Source organism: Olegusella massiliensis (assembly GCF_900078545.1).
Lineage (GTDB): Bacteria > Actinomycetota > Coriobacteriia > Coriobacteriales > Atopobiaceae > Olegusella > Olegusella massiliensis.
This window is the reverse complement of record NZ_FLLS01000002.1, coordinates 1,670,111-1,685,966: the sequence shown is the minus strand read 5'-3', so window position 1 is coordinate 1,685,966 and position 15,856 is coordinate 1,670,111. Positions and strand designations below refer to the sequence as shown.

17 protein-coding genes, 1 tRNA gene and 1 pseudogene are annotated in these 15,856 nt (G+C 48.7%); 4 read left to right on the top strand and 15 right to left on the bottom strand.

The genetic code is table 11. From position 1 onward, the window contains the following. Positions 1–44 precede the first annotated feature (44 nt). The 4 genes and pseudogenes from BN4314_RS07650 to BN4314_RS08445 form a co-directional block, all read left to right on the top strand. Complete coding sequence (locus BN4314_RS07650) at positions 45–437, top strand: RNA polymerase sigma factor (RefSeq protein WP_068540662.1); 393 nt, start codon at positions 45–47, stop codon at positions 435–437. A gap of 90 nt (positions 438–527) precedes the next feature. After that, complete coding sequence (locus BN4314_RS08340; RefSeq protein ID WP_267899994.1) at positions 528–650, top strand: hypothetical protein; 123 nt, start codon at positions 528–530, stop codon at positions 648–650. A gap of 63 nt (positions 651–713) precedes the next feature. Further along, positions 714–1,046: a siphovirus Gp157 family protein gene (locus tag BN4314_RS07645; protein ID WP_068540660.1), complete on the top strand. Its 333-nt coding sequence runs from the start codon at positions 714–716 to the stop codon at positions 1,044–1,046. Between the two features lie 58 nt (positions 1,047–1,104). Then, positions 1,105–1,176: pseudogene (locus tag BN4314_RS08445) on the top strand (hypothetical protein); the annotation flags it as partial. 156 nt (positions 1,177–1,332) lie between these two features. Here the strand turns inward: BN4314_RS08445 and BN4314_RS08305 are convergent. The 15 genes from BN4314_RS08305 to BN4314_RS07570 form a co-directional block, all read right to left on the bottom strand. Further along, positions 1,333–1,497, bottom strand: coding sequence for a hypothetical protein (locus BN4314_RS08305; RefSeq protein ID WP_232309737.1), 165 nt, complete (start codon positions 1,495–1,497; stop codon positions 1,333–1,335). A gap of 406 nt (positions 1,498–1,903) precedes the next feature. Then, positions 1,904–1,979 (bottom strand) — tRNA-Ala (locus BN4314_RS07635). A 105-nt stretch (positions 1,980–2,084) separates the two neighbouring features. Then, the gene (locus BN4314_RS07630; RefSeq protein WP_068540657.1) at positions 2,085–3,812 is read right to left on the bottom strand and encodes a proline--tRNA ligase; all 1,728 of its coding nucleotides are present in this window, start codon (positions 3,810–3,812) and stop codon (positions 2,085–2,087) included. A 43-nt stretch (positions 3,813–3,855) separates the two neighbouring features. Beyond that, positions 3,856–4,932: a flavodoxin-dependent (E)-4-hydroxy-3-methylbut-2-enyl-diphosphate synthase gene (gene ispG / locus BN4314_RS07625; protein WP_068540655.1), complete on the bottom strand. Its 1,077-nt coding sequence runs from the start codon at positions 4,930–4,932 to the stop codon at positions 3,856–3,858. Positions 4,933–4,964: 32 nt separating this feature from the next. Next, positions 4,965–6,320: a M50 family metallopeptidase gene (locus tag BN4314_RS07620; protein ID WP_021735469.1), complete on the bottom strand. Its 1,356-nt coding sequence runs from the start codon at positions 6,318–6,320 to the stop codon at positions 4,965–4,967. Next, positions 6,320–7,519 (bottom strand): 1-deoxy-D-xylulose-5-phosphate reductoisomerase, encoded by a 1,200-nt coding sequence (dxr, locus tag BN4314_RS07615; RefSeq protein WP_187369566.1) that lies wholly within the window; start codon positions 7,517–7,519, stop codon positions 6,320–6,322. Before dxr ends, BN4314_RS07620 begins: the two co-directional genes overlap by 1 nt. Further along, positions 7,516–8,475: a phosphatidate cytidylyltransferase gene (locus BN4314_RS07610; protein ID WP_068540653.1), complete on the bottom strand. Its 960-nt coding sequence runs from the start codon at positions 8,473–8,475 to the stop codon at positions 7,516–7,518. The genes dxr and BN4314_RS07610 overlap by 4 nt, the downstream gene beginning before the upstream one ends. After that, positions 8,472–9,257 carry an isoprenyl transferase gene (locus tag BN4314_RS07605; protein ID WP_068540651.1) on the bottom strand — a complete coding sequence of 262 codons (786 nt, stop codon included), beginning with the start codon at positions 9,255–9,257 and terminating at the stop codon, positions 8,472–8,474. The genes BN4314_RS07610 and BN4314_RS07605 overlap by 4 nt, the downstream gene beginning before the upstream one ends. Beyond that, positions 9,258–9,812 carry a ribosome recycling factor gene (frr, locus tag BN4314_RS07600; RefSeq protein ID WP_068540649.1) on the bottom strand — a complete coding sequence of 185 codons (555 nt, stop codon included), beginning with the start codon at positions 9,810–9,812 and terminating at the stop codon, positions 9,258–9,260. Next, positions 9,809–10,537, bottom strand: a complete 729-nt coding sequence (pyrH, locus tag BN4314_RS07595; protein ID WP_021735234.1) for a UMP kinase — start codon at positions 10,535–10,537, stop codon at positions 9,809–9,811. Before pyrH ends, frr begins: the two co-directional genes overlap by 4 nt. A 133-nt stretch (positions 10,538–10,670) precedes the next feature. Continuing rightward, positions 10,671–11,543, bottom strand: a complete 873-nt coding sequence (gene tsf / locus BN4314_RS07590; protein ID WP_068540647.1) for a translation elongation factor Ts — start codon at positions 11,541–11,543, stop codon at positions 10,671–10,673. A gap of 40 nt (positions 11,544–11,583) precedes the next feature. Next, the gene (gene rpsB / locus BN4314_RS07585; RefSeq protein ID WP_021735511.1) at positions 11,584–12,351 is read right to left on the bottom strand and encodes a 30S ribosomal protein S2; all 768 of its coding nucleotides are present in this window, start codon (positions 12,349–12,351) and stop codon (positions 11,584–11,586) included. A gap of 213 nt (positions 12,352–12,564) precedes the next feature. Further along, positions 12,565–13,515 carry a tyrosine recombinase XerC gene (locus BN4314_RS07580; RefSeq protein WP_068540645.1) on the bottom strand — a complete coding sequence of 317 codons (951 nt, stop codon included), beginning with the start codon at positions 13,513–13,515 and terminating at the stop codon, positions 12,565–12,567. Further along, a complete protein-coding gene (gene trmFO / locus BN4314_RS07575; RefSeq protein WP_068540643.1) occupies positions 13,512–14,897 on the bottom strand; it encodes a methylenetetrahydrofolate--tRNA-(uracil(54)-C(5))-methyltransferase (FADH(2)-oxidizing) TrmFO in 1,386 nt (461 codons plus the stop codon). Before trmFO ends, BN4314_RS07580 begins: the two co-directional genes overlap by 4 nt. A 14-nt stretch (positions 14,898–14,911) precedes the next feature. Next, positions 14,912–15,844, bottom strand: coding sequence for a DNA-processing protein DprA (locus tag BN4314_RS07570; protein WP_068540642.1), 933 nt, complete (start codon positions 15,842–15,844; stop codon positions 14,912–14,914). Between the last annotated feature and the right edge of the window lie 12 nt (positions 15,845–15,856).

Below are 15,856 nucleotides of genomic sequence, written 5' to 3'. Positions count from 1 at the left end.
TCCTCCCGGCCTCCGTTTCGAGCCACAGAAACGGAGGCCTTTTCATGCTTATCAAGTACAAATCTGTAACCGGCGAGGTCAACGAGATCGATGTGGACGAGTTCTACGGAACCCTGATCATCGACTCGCGGCGTAAGGAGGAATCCGCCGACCGCAAACACAGAAGGCACTGCTACTCCCTCGATGCCATCGACTTTGAGGGCATCGAGTACGCCGACCCCGAGGACTTCGTTGAGAAGCTGACGGACGACACCCCGGAGCGCAACGCCCGTATCCGTGAGTGCTTCAGTCAGCTCACCGAAGTCCAGCAGCGCCGCATGCTGATGGTCGCTTCCGGCCTGTCGCTTCGCGAGATCGCCCGTCGCGAGGGCAAGGACATCAAGACGATTCGCGAGTCCGTCGAGGCTGCACGGGCGAAGTTCAAAAAACTTTTCTAACACACCCCCTCAAACACCACCCCGGATGTCCGTATGTCGGAGAGGCAATCCCGCTTCTCCGACATTCACGGAAAGCGAGGTGAACCAAAGATGAAGCACAACCTGACAGTCGGCATCGACAAGAAAAGGCGCGAGGACGGGATCGTCTCCTGCCAGCAGGTCGGCATCCGCGAGAAGCTGATGCCGACCTGCTGGGCAAGAAGGAGCGCCTGACCATCCTCATCCCCGGAAGCAGCGTCGAGACCGTCGCCATCACAGAAGTAAAGGAGGAAGCAGATGAAGCTCTACGAGATTAACCAGCAGATCGCCGAGCTCATCGACCGCATCGACATCGACTGCGAGACCGGCGAGATCGGCGAAAGCACGGACGAAGTATTGAAGGAACTGGACGCGCTCGAGATGGAGCGCACGGACATCCTGACCTACCTTGCCAAGCTCGTGCTCAACACGCGCTCCGATGTCGCGGCGCTGAAGGCTGAGGAAGCAAGGCTGAAGGAACGACACCTACACGGGTGTCGAATACGCCGGTGCCCACGAACCCTTGGTGGACGACATCACATGGGAGAAGACACAGACCGTCTTGGAATCACGCATCAACGGAGAACGTAACAACAAGCATCCCCACTTCCTGAAAGGCACTGTCTACTGCGCCTTTTGCGGCGAGCGGATGCTCATCAGCAACACGAAGAAAAAGAATGGGACGGTCTATCCCTACTTCGTCTGCTCCGGCAGGCACCGCAGGGTGGGCAACTGCAAATCGCGCTACGTCCTCATCGGGGAAGTGGAAAGGAAGATAGAGCGCCTCTACGACGACATCCAGCTCCCTCCGCAGATTCGCTCTGCAGTCGAGGAAGAGCTCCAAGGCGTCATCGCCAAGGAAAAAGAAAAGTACGATCTAGAGATCGATGGCCTGCTCGGCAGGAAGCGGGAGCTGGAACATAAGAGCGAGAAGCTCCTCGAAGCCCACTACAACGATGCGATCCCGCTGGATCTCCTGAAATCCGAACAGGAACGCATCGCCAAGGAGCTGGCTGCCATCAACCACGAGATCAAGCAGCACGACGCCACCTTCGAGCAGATATCCCGGAACCTGACAAACGCCCTCGAGCTACTCGAGGACGTCGCCACCTTCTACCGAAATGGCTCCGACATCGTAAAGCGAATGCTTAACCAAGCCATCTTCGAAAAAATCTACATCTCCTGCAGCAAGGAAGTGCCTCTGGAAATCGAGGCCGAGTACCGGCCACCCTTCAACGCCATCGTGGAACCCTTCAAAGACGAAATCGCAAAAGTGAACCGGGCAATACGTCAGAACGCCGATTCAGCACTGTCAAAAGTCTGGGCAGCAAAAAACCGCATCCTGAAACAAATCAGGTGCGGTCTTGCTGCGTGTGATGATCACACAGATATCGAATCTCACTCGAACTCAAATTTTTTTACCTACAAAAGTTCGAGTAAGGCATTTTTGGTGGAGATAAGGGGGATCGAACCCCTGACCTCATGACTGCCAGTCATGCGCTCTCCCAGCTGAGCTATATCCCCGTGCGTTGGTGCGTTAGTAACTATAGCAGAGCAAAACTTCACGTCAAGCAATCTTTCAAAAAAATTTTGCGATCACTTGACGTGACAGATTTCTGAGATTGTGTACTACTTGGCTAAAAGACCCATACGCGCAGGAACAATCTGCTCAGTCAGCCTGTCTGCAAGCTCATCAAGCGCAATGTCCTCGCGCTTTCCTGTTGCACGGCACTTAAGCTCTGCCATACCCGTCTTAAGACCACGCTTGCCGATAACCACTTGCCAAGGGAATCCCATCAAATCTGCTTCAGCAAATTTAACGCCAGGTCGCTCTTTGCGATCATCAAGTAAAACATCCAGGCCTGCTTCACTAAGCTTGGTAGCGACTTGCTTTGCAGCTTCAAAAACCTCTCCCTTATTATCGAGCGAGATTACCTCAACTTCATAAGGCGCAACAGAAACAGGCCATATAATGCCTGCATCATCGTGATGTTGTTCAACTACTGCCGCAAGTGTACGAGAAATGCCAATGCCATAACAGCCCATGATGAGCGGTTTTTCTTTACCATCAGCGTCGGTAAACGTAGCTCCCATTGCTTCAGAATACTTAGTACCTAGTTGGAATACTTGTCCACACTCAATGCCACGAGCGCCAGAAAGTGCCTGTCCACAATGGGGGCATATGTCCCCAGCTTTAGCGGTAATCACATCAACCCACTGGTTTATTTCAAAATCATGGCCAAGTTGAGCAGAGCGCAAATGGTAACCTGCCTCGTTTGCACCCACAAGCCATGAGCTTGAATTTTTAAGTGCAATATCTGCGGCTACAAAAACACCGTCAGGAACATTTACTGGTCCCATAAAACCTTTCTGAAGACCAGCAAGCTCAAGCTCTTCATCAGTCATAAGGTGATACTCACCAAAGGCGTGACCAGTTTTGACATCATTGATCTCATGGTCGCCAGGAACCATAACAATCCAAGGTTGACCCTCACCATCAATGAGGGCAATTGCTTTGCGTGTTTGTGCCTCAGGTACGTCAAGAAAAGTCGCTAAATCTGCAATGCTCGTGACATGAGGTGTCTCAATACGCGTGAGCTCACCCGCAACATCATCAATTACTTCACAGTGAGCTGTTGCGGCCTCAGTATCGGCTGCAAAACCACATTCATCGCAATAGACAAGCGCAGCTTCGCCGGCATCCGCCAAAGCCATGTACTCAACAGAGGTGTCACCGCCTATTTGACCAGAGTCAGCGGCTACGGGCAGCGCACGCAAGCCACAGCGAAGGCAGAAACGTGCATATGCGTCTTTCTGCATGTCATAACACTCTTGTAGCGACTCTTGCGTAGCTGAGAAGGAATACCCGTCTTTCATGATGAACTCACGACCACGCATCAAACCAAAGCGAGGGCGCAACTCATCACGGAATTTATCCTGAATCTGATAGAGCGTTACAGGCAACTGCTTGTAGCTACGAAGCTCGCTACGCACTAAGTCGGTAAAAGTCTCCTCATGAGTAGGACCAAGGGCAAATTCACGGTTGTGGCGGTCTGAAAAACGCATAAGCTCTGGACCATACGCGTCCCAACGACCAGATTGATGCCAAAGTTCAGCATCAGTCAAAATAGGAACCATCATCTCTTGGGAGTTGATTGCTTCCTGCTCCTCGCGACAGATATTTTCAATCTTGCGAATAGAACGCCAAGCAAGAGGTAAATACGCATAAAGCCCTGCAGCCTCTTTGCGAATCATACCTGCACGCAAAAGGAGTCTGTGACTCGCAAGCTCAGCCTCTGTGGGATCTTCCTTGAGAGTCGGAGCATAGAGGCGCGACATCCTCATATAATTCATCATCCAAAATCCTTCCGCTCAAAACATAAGCTCACCCATACTAGCCTTAAGATGCAGGCCAGCGCTGGGCAATTTCAGCAAACAACTCTTCAACAATATCTTTTTCAGCTACTTTACGAATGGGCTTGCCTTTGGCAAAAAGCATCGCGGTTCCCCTACCACAGGCAACGCCAATGTCAGCACTGCGTGCTTCGCCTGGGCCGTTAACTACACAACCCATAACAGCCACCGAAATGGGTACGCGTAAGGTCTGCAGACGTTCTTCAACGCTGCGCGCAATCTCAATAAGATTCACTTGAGTACGACCACAAGTGGGGCAACTCACAAGCTCAGGATGAAGGCGACGAATTCCCAACGAAGAAAGGATATCCCAGCCCACACGTATTTCCTCAACAGGATTTGCTGTCAAAGAAACGCGCATGGTATCACCGATGCCCTCAGCAAGCAAAGTACCCAGCGCTATAGCACTCTTAACCGTACCTTGGCGAGCAGTGCCTGCTTCGGTCACACCAATATGCAAAGGGACATCGGGTAGTGCTTGCGAAAGCATACGATTGACTTCAATGGTTTCTGATACCCCATGGACTTTTGCGGAAAGTACAAAATTCTGAAAACCACGCTCTTCAAAATGTTGAGAAAAGCTAACAGCACTTTCGACAAGCTTCTGCGGTAGATTCAGATCCTCTCGAGCGTCTACTTCCCTATCTAAAGAACCTGCATTGACACCAATACGAATTGCCGTACCAGCAGCACCCGACTCATCAATGACGGCATCAACTCGATCAAAAGATCCGATATTGCCTGGATTAATGCGAACAGCAGCCGCTCCAGCATGAATAGCTGCAAGAGCAAGCTTATAGTCAAAGTGGATATCTGCCACGACAGGTAAAGAACTTTCGGCACAGATACGCTCAAATGAAGAGATAACTGCAGCATTGGGCAAAGTTACGCGCACAATTTCACACCCTGCCGTTGCAAATTCAGCAATTTGGTGAAGGGTGGCCGCTGCATCATCCGTTTTTGTATTGCACATTGACTGTACTGATACAGGCGCACCAGCACCAACTGCTACAGAACCCACCATGACTCGGCGCGTCTTGTTATGAGGAAGCTCGCTACTCATACCTCTCCCCTTTGAATATCTGAGTGGTGATATTAGCGGACGATAAAATGCAAAACGTCATTGCCTACTGCAAAGACAAACAGCGCGAGCAACAGCGCAAGCCCGATATAGCTCAAAACTGCTTTTGCCTTGAGGGACATGGGTCTTTTAATACTTGCCTGAATCATTTCAATCAAAATCTTGCCGCCATCCAAAGGAGGAATAGGCAGCAGATTCATAAAGCCTAAAGACATCGAAATTAATGCAGCAAACATCAATAAGCTGTGAATGCCAGAATGTGCTGCCTCAGAGGCCATAACCGAAATACCAACGACTGAGGATGACTGAGAGAGCACTTCAACGGTGTGTTGGGGCATGATAAGACGTACAGCTGATCCTGCAATTATCTGGGCATACGACCAAGCTATATGGGACGCTTCAAAAAAATTGGGGTAAGCATGTGTGGTCTTGGCAGCAATACCAATCAACTTGACGCTTCCATCACTTGGCAAATTGATAGTAGTTTTTTGCAGTTTGCCAGCACGTTCATAGCTCAACTCAAAAGGATGAGGATCTTTAAACTCCTTATCAAGCGAATCGACGATCTCGGCCCAATTTTGTACCGCTGTATCATTAATTGCGGTAATTTTATCGCCCGCTTCAAGGCCAGCCTTTTGTGCCAAACTATCACTGGTCACAGCCCCAATTTCATTGGTACCAGATGCCACCTCAAAGCCTGTTGCCATAGAAACACCCACGACAACTAAGAATGCCAACACAATATTGACTGCAGGACCAGCAATAAGGCAAAAGAAGCGCTTAAAAAAGCCCTTACCATCGTAGGTGCGCGCACGCTCAAACTCCAGAGCTGTCTTTGCATCAACAAGAGGGCGTGCCTCCCCTTCTGCGGTACTACCTTTCAGCTCAAAGTTGTGTCCACGATCATATTCTGTAAGCATAAAAGGATCACGAGCAAGGGTGCTTGCAACCAAAACACTTTTCTCACCCTGCTCAAGCATGCCACAATCACGAAGAGCGGCCCAATCAAATAAAACATTCAGATTGGCTTCAACTTCTTCTTCGTCCACAGAAAGAGCGCTCGCAATCTGGCTCGAGTCGCAACGACCTTGTTTTTGCACATACGCAAAAACTTCAGATAAACGCTCGTCGCCAGCATTTTCCATACCACAAATCCTGGTATAACCGCCAAGTAGCAGCGGAGTTACTCCAAATTCTGTACCATATTTTTTTGACTTCTTTGCCAAGTGAAAGCGACTGGGCATACCCAAATAAAACTCTGTTACACGCATGCCGCAAGCTCGTGCTGCAAGAAAATGCCCTGCCTCATGGACAGTCACAAGTATAGAAAGGATAAGAAGTCCCCAGAATAGTGCCGATACAGCTCCCATTAAGCGCCACACCTCTCAAGAACATTTGTGGCACGCCTACGAGCTTCTGCGTCGATAGCAACGAGCTGCTCAATACTTTCAACAACGCTACTATCCATTTCATCCATAACAGAACGAATAATATGCTCGATATCAAGGAAACCACAACGACCCTGACGAAAAGCGAGATTTGCTATTTCATTGGCTGCATTCATAACACAAGGCGCCGTACCACCCTGCTTGCCTGCACGTTTTGCCAAAGCTAGGCAGCCAAAAGTCTTCTCATCAGCCTCACCAAAACTCATAGCAGGAACACTACACCAGTCAATACGCGCTGCAGGGGTTTCCCAGCGCTCAGGGTAGCTAAGTGCATACTGAATAGGTAGGCGCATGTCAGACGGCCCAAGTTGAGCCATGACAACGCCATCACTGAACTCTACCATCGAATGAATACGACTTTGCCGCTGAATAAGTACGCGCACCTGGTCGACTGAGACCTCAAAAAGCTGATGTGCTTCAAGTACTTCAAGGCCCTTATTGGCAAGCGTAGCTGAATCGATGGTAATCTTAGGTCCCATAGCCCACGTGGGATGTGCTAAAGCATCAGCAGCTTTTACACCAGCCAACTCCTCACGCTTTTTGCCATAAAAAGGACCACCAGAACAGGTAAGCCATAGGCAATACACGTCACGAGTACGCTTACCCACCAAGCATTGGAAAATAGCACTGTGCTCAGAGTCAACAGGAATAAGCTGTCCTGGCCCTGCAAGAGGCATTAAAAGGTCTCCGCCGCAGACAATAGACTCTTTATTGGCGTACGCGAGAATTTTTTTTGCCTTAAGGGCTTCATACCCACAACGAATACCCGCAAATCCCACTACAGCTGACACAACACAATCAACTTCAGGAAGAATAGCGAGCTCAGTTAAAGCATTGTCACCTGAAAAAATTTGACAGTCTAAAGGCAGGCCATCAAGTACGCCATCATGCGCATGGGTCTTATCGCCTATACCAACATATTTCACGCCAAATTCACGTGCAGCTGCAACAAGCTTATCAGTTGCAGACCACACCGATAGGGCAACTACCTGCAATTTATCAGCATGCTGCCGACAAACATCCAAAGTTTGAGTCCCAATAGAACCCGACGCGCCCAAAACTGCTACACGCAGTGGGCGCGGACGAGGACTCTTGGGTGATGTATCTTCAAAGATACTCACAAAATGCCTCCTAACAACAAGGCAGCCCAAGCAACTGTTCCCGCAAAAAGCATAGAATCAGCCCTGTCGAGCATTCCTCCATGCCCAGGAATAATATTTCCTGAATCCTTAACGCCAACGCCGCGTTTGATGCGTGATTCAAATAAATCACCCAAAACAGCAGAAATACAGACAAGCAGCCCCACAGCAATTGCGAGTCCAAAATGCATGCCGCGGATATGAAGGATTGCAAGAATAATCCAAGGAATAATACCGCCCACCATACCGCCCCAAAAACCCTCAAGAGATTTCTTAGGCGAAATCTGGGGAGCCAGCTTATGCTTGCCAAAGCGTGACCCGACAAAATATGCAAGCGCATCATTGAGCCACACTGAGCCCATAACAGCAAAAGTGAAAAAAGCCCCCGTATTGCCCGGATCGACGCAACGAATTGCAACGATGCTGGCATACATCAGTGAGGTATAGATAGGTCCAAAGACCGATAGTGCAACATCTGCTGCGGTGGCACGTGGCGTCAACACATACCAAATAGCGTTTGCCATAATAAGCAAAAATACTGCCAATACCAGATAAGGATAGCTACCGGTCAAAGGTACAAGTGGAAAAAGAGCAGCTGCTGTCAGGCCAATAAGTTCATTGGGCATACGACCTGCCATACGCACCATGCGAAAAAATTCGGAACAACAAAGCCATGCCATCAAAGCAACAATAACGGCAGTAGGAATGGTGCCCAAATACAAGCACACAAGGATGCTAATCGCGTAGATAGCGCCCGACAAGCTGCGTTGTAAGAGCTTTTCGGCATTATCACGCGCTACCTGTCCACGAAGCTTACCTTCAGCACGCGAGGATGCCGTAGACTTGCGATGTGTCTCAAGACGAGCAATGCCCGCATCAATACCACGATTGCGCACATTGCTTTGCTTGCTTGTAGTGGAGTTGTCGTCGTCACTCACTTATTAACCACTCCCCCAAAGCGCCTGTTGCGATTTTGGAATGCGTGGATTGCTCTTAACATGTCCCAACGCGTAAAATCAGGCCAATAGGTATCTGTTACATAAAACTCGGTATAGGCTAACTGCCATAACAAATAATTTGACAAGCGTTTCTCACCCGAGCTACGAATAAGAAGTTCAGGATCAGGAAGGCCTGCAGTATAGAGTCGCGAGGCAAACATCTCACTGTCGATATCATCTGCAGAAAGCTTACCATCCTCAACGTCTTGAGCTAAAAGACGAGCAGCGCGAACAATCTCAGCGCGCGAACCATAATTTACCGCCAAAGCAAAGGTCATACCTGTGTGATCAGCCGTTTCTGCAAGACCTTTTTGGAACACCTTATATGTCTCACGAGGTAGGGCTTCAAGATCGCCAAAAAAACGCAGTCGTACATTTTCTTGATGAAATAAAGGAAGTTCTTTAACCAAAGTCGTTGCAAACAGATGCATTAAGAGATTGACTTCGCGTTGAGGACGACGCCAGTTTTCTGTAGAAAATGCATAGACAGACAGGACATCAAGACCCAAGCGTACGCTCGTAGTCACTGCTTCGCGTAAGGAATCAACACCTGCTACATGGCCCTTTGTACGATCTAACCCTCGCGCCTGTGCCCAGCGCCCATTACCATCCATGATGATAGAAACATGACTGGGAATACGAGTTAGGTCAATATCATCAAGTTTGATATCGGAAGGAGCATCACCGTAATAGGCGCGAAGCTTTGCTTCGTTGCGCTCCACTTAAATCTCCATCACTTCAGCAGTCTTAGCCTTAAGTAGCTCATCGACTTTTTTCGTGTAATCATCTGTGAGCTTTTGAATAGCTTTCTTGGTACGGTTGGCCTCATCCTCGGGCAAGTCATCCTCTTTTTCAGCACGATCAACACGAGTATTAGCATCACGGCGAGCATTGCGAATAGCAATTTTTGCTTCTTCAGCAAGTTTGCTGCAGTCTTTTGAAAGCTCGCGACGGCGCTCTTCGGTGGGCTTAGGGAAAGGAAGGCGGATAGATACGCCATCCTCATTGGGAGTGATTCCCAAATCCGAAGCCTCAATAGCTTTAACAATGGCACGCAGCGCACTTTTGTCCCAAGGTTCTACAACAAGTAGAGAGGCCTCAGGAACCTTGACAGCTGCTAGCTGCGTGATAGGCGTTGGTTGGCCATAATAGTCAACCTTGATTGGATTAAGCACTTGAGGGTTTGCTCTGCCCGTGCGCACCTTTGCAAAGCCTGCAACAAGATTTTCGATACACTTATCCATATGCTTGTTGGCAAAATCGGTAAACTCACTCATTGTGCGTCCTCCTCGATAACGGTAGTTCCTACGAGCTCGCCGCGGAGGGCACGGTCAAAAACACCCTCTTCGTCGAGGCTAAAAACCATAATTGGCATGTGGTTATCATGACAAAGGGCCGTGGCAGTGGCATCCATAACTTTGAGGTTACGGGTAAGAACCTCGTTATAGCTGATGGTATCAAACTTAAGCGCTTCAGGATGAGAGACGGGATCTTGGTCGTAGATACCATCTACCTTGGTAGCCTTCATCAAGATATCGGCGTCAATCTCACAAGCGCGCAAAGCTGCTGCAGTATCAGTGGTGAAATAGGGATTACCAGTACCAGCAGCAAAAATCGTAATCCTACCTTTTTCTAAATGACGAATGGCACGACGTCTGATATAGGTTTCAGCTACAGAGCGCATTTCGATAGCACTCATCACACGGCAGTCCATGCCAGCTTTTTCAAAGGTGTCCTGGAGAGCCAGTGAATTTATAACCGTGGCAAGCATACCCATATTGTCGCCCTGAGCGCGATCCATACCAGCCGCAGCACCCGTAAGACCGCGAAAAATATTGCCGCCACCAACCACGATGGCAATATCAACACCAGCCTCATACGCAGGTTTTATATCGCGAGCAATACGCTCAGGAACACTTGGGTCAATGCCAAATTCTTTTGAACCCATCAGTGCTTCTCCAGAGAGCTTAAGCAGCACCCTGTCATATTTATATTCAGACATATGACCTCCTTGTATCCTGATATGACATTTTAACAAAGTTATGAAAGCTAATGTATTTCCCCTTGGTGGGCGGTAGCGTCTCGTTGCATAAAAAAAGGGCCGACTTGCGCCGGCCCTCTAAAGCGTATAAAGCTTACTCAGTCTCACCAAAGGCATATCTCTCAAAGGCAAGAATCTCGATGGTATCATCTGCGGCCTTGGAAATCTTTTTTGCGAGCTCACTGATGGTGACATCTGAATCCTTGATAAAGACCTGCTCGGTAAGGACGTTTTCCTTGTAATACTTATTAACACGGCCTTCAATCATCTTTTGCTGAACAAACTCAGGCTTGCCGGACTCAGCGGCCTGTGCAGCATAAATGGTCTTCTCACGCTCAAGAAGGTCAGCGGGAACATCCTCGCGGCGTGCAGCGACAGGATCGGCAGCGACAACCTGCATAGCAACGTCATGCGCAAAAGCTTTGAAGTCATCATTTGCAGCAGTCTCTTCTTTGGTAAAAGAGAAGGACACAAGGTCTGCAAGCTTGCCGCCAAGATGGATATAGCTCGCAAGAGCGCCCGTGGAGGTCATACGCTTAAAGCGGATAATCTTCATGTTCTCACCGATGACGTGAATCATCTCAGTAAGCTCGGACTCAACGGTACCCTCGCCCATTGTGCAAGCCTTAAGTGCATCAACATCTGCAGGGTCATTTTCAGCAACAACCTTGGCAAGATCGGCAGCAAAGCCAGTAAACTTGGGGGTGGTACCAACAAAGTCAGTCTCGCAGGTAAGCTCAAGCAGTGCACCAGTCTTGCCATCCTCAGACACATAAGCAGCAACAGCGCCCTCATTGGTAGCACGACCGGAGCGCTTTACAGCCTTGGCTACGCCCATCTCACGAAGAACGTCAATTGCACGCTCAATATCGCCATCAGCTTTCACAAGTGCCTTTTTGCACTCCATCATCGGGGAGTTTGTCATCTCGCGGAGCTGCTTAACAAGAGCAGCGGTAATCTGTGCCATGGTGACCTCCTTTAAGGGTCTCTTTGTTGGTTGGTCTGAATTACTCTGCAGCAGGAGCTTCGGTGGCCATTTCAGCCTCAATGGAGGCAGCATCTTCGCCTGCCATCTCAGCGGCAGTCATCTGCTCCTTGCCAGAACCAGCAAGAACTGCATCGGCAGCAAGCTGGCACATCAAATCAACGGAACGAATAGCATCATCGTTTGCAGGAATGCCGTAATCAATCACGTCAGGATCAGAGTTGGTATCAAGAAGACCAACAACGGGGATGTGAAGACGGTTAGCCTCTTTGATGGCAATCTCCTCACGCTTGGTATCAACAACAAAGAGTGCCTGAGGCAGAGCACGCATGTCACGAACGCCACCAAGGTTACGCTGCAGTTTCTCGAGCTCCTTGGTAAGCACAGCCTGCTCTTTCTTGCCACGACGAGCCATGTCGCCAGTCTCTACCATGGCCTCGAGCTGTTCCATACGATCAATACGAGAACGCATGGTCACAAAGTTGGTGAGCATACCACCAAGCCAGCGCTGATTGATGTAGGGCATACCAGCACGAGCAGCTTGAGTAGAAATAGGCTCCTGAGCCTGTTTTTTGGTACCGACAAACAAAACATTGCCACCCTTAGCAGCAGTCTCCTTGAGGAAGGTATAGGCTTTGTCAGCGTCAAAAAGGGTTTGCTTGAGATCAAGAATGTAGATGCCATTGCGCTCACCAAAGATATAAGGTTTCATCTTTGGGTTCCAGCGGCGGGTCTGGTGACCATAGTGGCAACCTGCATCGAGCAAAGTCTGAATAGTAATCTTAGCCATCTTTAACCTCCATTGGTTGATCCTCCGCGTGGTGTCATCCCCTTAAACCACCTAGGTTATGGCTTAAGCCTAGGCACCATGGCTTTTGGGTGGCCACGCGTGTGAAATATACTGTACGGACGCACAGCAACTAGACAGTATAACAGCTTATCTATGCAGTACCAAGCTCATATTGAGAGCAATTTTGCCATCACAATGCGCCCAAATCCACAACTACTCTGCTCTTGGATGTGCCTGACGAGCCGCATCTTTAAGCCGTTCTATCGAAAGGTGCGTATAAATTTGAGTCGTGGAAAGATCAGCATGCCCCAAAAGTTCTTGAACAGAACGAATGTCGGCTCCCCCCGAAAGCAGCTCTGTAGCATATGAATGGCGCATAGCATGAGGTGTAAGTGAAGCATCGAGACCTGCCAGCTTGATATAGTGCGAAAAGCGCACCCTCAACGCATCTGCACTCATACGCTTACCGCGTGTAGAGATAAATATCGCTTGCCTATCAGCATCGCTTTGTACTTTCGCTTTTGCTAACAGCGCTGGACGTGCAAATTGATAATAGTCAAGCAAACGCTTAATGGCTTCAGGATAAAGTGGAACAATACGTTCCTTAGAACCTTTTCCAAAAAGACGAGCTTGTTTTAAGTCCATATCGATATCGGATATATTGAGGGCAGATATTTCTGAGATACGTCCCCCTGTTGCCGCTAAGAGTTCTAAATAAGCGCGGTCACGTATGCCCTCACTACTGCTGAGATCACAAACGGCAAGAAGTTTTTCTACTGAAACAGCATCAAGCGTATGAGGCAAAGTCTTTGCTCTTTTGGGGCTAGCAACAGCTGCAGCACAATCTTTTTCGGTAAAACCTTCTCTCACAAGCCAACGATATATATCACGGATAGCAGATAGCCTCCGGTCAATGGTAGATGAGGCATAGCGCGCACGTACCTGCTCGGCAAGCCAAGAACGAATTTGACGGTGAGAGACATCAAGTCCATCAATCTGCTGACATTGAAGCCAGGCATCATATGCTTCCAAATCACCTTGATAAGCACGTAGAGTATGGACAGAAAGATTGCGAACGTCTTTAAGATAGGCTAAGTACTGCTTGACCAATACTGAAAAATCTTGCTGTTGTGGCTGTTCTTTCTGAACATCTATTGCATTCATGCGTCCTCATGACCTTCCAAAAAGGCATTTTCCCAGTTTGCATCAGGCCATGTACCTGCATAATTAGCAAAAATGTCTTGTCGATTTTGTACAAATGTCTCCATATCTGTTTTTGCACGTTTGGCATATGCGGCATAGCGGTCTTTCTTTTTAAGACGCGGACCCTCCAAGGGAGCTACAATACCAAAATTAACATGCATGGGCTGATAATCAGTACAAAAGGGATCTGAAGCATAGTGCACCAACGAACCAAATGCTGCACTTGGTGGCAGCTCTGGAGCTGCAAGCCCTTTAAGGGCCGCATAGGTATTGAGTGCTGCAAACAGACCCGACGCAATAGCCTCGGTATAGCCCTCAGTACCCGTAATCTGGCCTGCAAGGCGAATTTGGGTTTTAGGTATACAAAAACCGTGTTCAAGCACATGTGGACTGTCCACAAAACTGTTTCTATGCATAACGCCATAACGGAAAAACTCTGCATGCTCTAGACCTGGTATAAGACGAAATATTCGTTTTTGTTCGCCCCAGTTAAGGTTGGTTTGAAAACCGACAAGGTTATAAGCGGTTTTATTGATATTCTCCGCACGAAGCTGAACTGCTGCCCACGGGCGATGGCCCGTGCGAGGATCTGTTAAACCTACAGGTTTGAGTGCTCCAAACCTCAAGGAGTCAATACCGCTACGAGCTACTTCCTCAACAGGCTGACAGGCGCTAAAGAGATCTTTTTGTTCAAAATCACGCGCAATCACACGTTTGGCTGAGATGAGTTCTCCTACAAGTTGCTCATATTCTTGTTTGTTCAAAGGACAGTTGAGATAATCACCACTGCCTGCTTCTTCATAGCGTGACTGACTAAAAATTATTTCTTTATCAAGAGACTCCGCATCAACAATAGGAGCAGCCGCATCATAAAACGACATACGACTTGCCCCCAGCTGTTTTGAAAGCGCCTCGAAAAGTGACGCTGAGCAAAGAGGACCTGCAGCAATTACTGCATAGCCCTTCGGAAGATCCGTTATTTCTTTGCGAACAACTTCAATAAGGGGTTCAGCTTCAATAGCAGCATTGACTAACTGCGAGAATTGCTCCCTATCAACTGCAAGCGCTCCACCTGCTGGCACGCTCGCCTTAAAGGCAAGCTCAATTAAGGCAGAACCCATGAGCACGAGTTCGCGTTTGAGCAATCCCGCCGCACTATCAGCACGAAGAGATTTAAGAGAGTTGGAACAGACAAGCTCAGCAAAATCTGACGTCTTGTGTGCAGGAGATGCCACGTGAGGACGCATCTCATAAAGCCTCACAGCAATGCCACGACGCGCAAGCGTCAACGCACACTCGCTACCTGCAAGACCTCCACCAACAACATCAACAACTACTGCCATAGAAAATCAACCAATCAAAGAATGCTCGTCGAAAAACAATCAGAGGTAATCTGTATTTGTCCAATTCTAGCGCGTGTATTCAAATAGTCAGCAGTAGGAGCATAGCGACCATCAGGAAGTCGCTCAACAATATTTTTAGTTTCATACTCAGAAAGTGTCCGCAAAAGCGTGAGGGGATCCATACCCAAAGTCAAAGCTAGTTCATCAGGTCGCGTAGCAGATGCAATGAGAGCGGATAACACTCTTCCCTCCTCCGCAGGAATTTGTCCAGTCCAGGCGCGGAGGCAGCCAAAATCAAGAGAAATCATGGCTTCTAAATCTTGCTCGCTGCATACCATAGCTGCACCATCAGCGATAAGGCGATTTGTACCAACTGATTGAGGCGAAAAAATTGAACCAGGTACTGCATAAACTCTTCGTCCTAAATTTGTCGCAACTTCAGCTGTACTCGTAGTCCCCGATCGGATACCTGCCTCACATACAAACAAAACCTCACCTAAAGCTGCAATAAGCTGATTACGTTTAGGAAAAGCCCAGCGTTTGGGCGGTTGACCCCAATACTCCATAGATACTATGGCACCACCTTGGGCTAAGGCTTTCTCAAAGACATCACGTGAACTGTCTGGATATACACGATCGGCACCGGTGCCACAGATCACTATGGTCTTTCCACCAGCGGCAAGAGCCGCACGCGCTGCAGCGCTATCGCAACCACGTGCACCGCCAGAAACCACACAAAGCCCGCACTCAGCGGCAACACGTCCTGCCATACGTGAAGCTGCAATACCATAAGGAGTTGCCTGCCGTGCACCCACAACAGAGAGTTTTCGTTCTGCTAATACATCGAGGTCGCCATAGACATAAAGAGGATCTGGTGGCTTTTCTAATAATTGTAATTCTTTGGGATACGCTTCATCTCCTAAGTGCAATTCATGACTTGTATACATACTTTTGCCTTT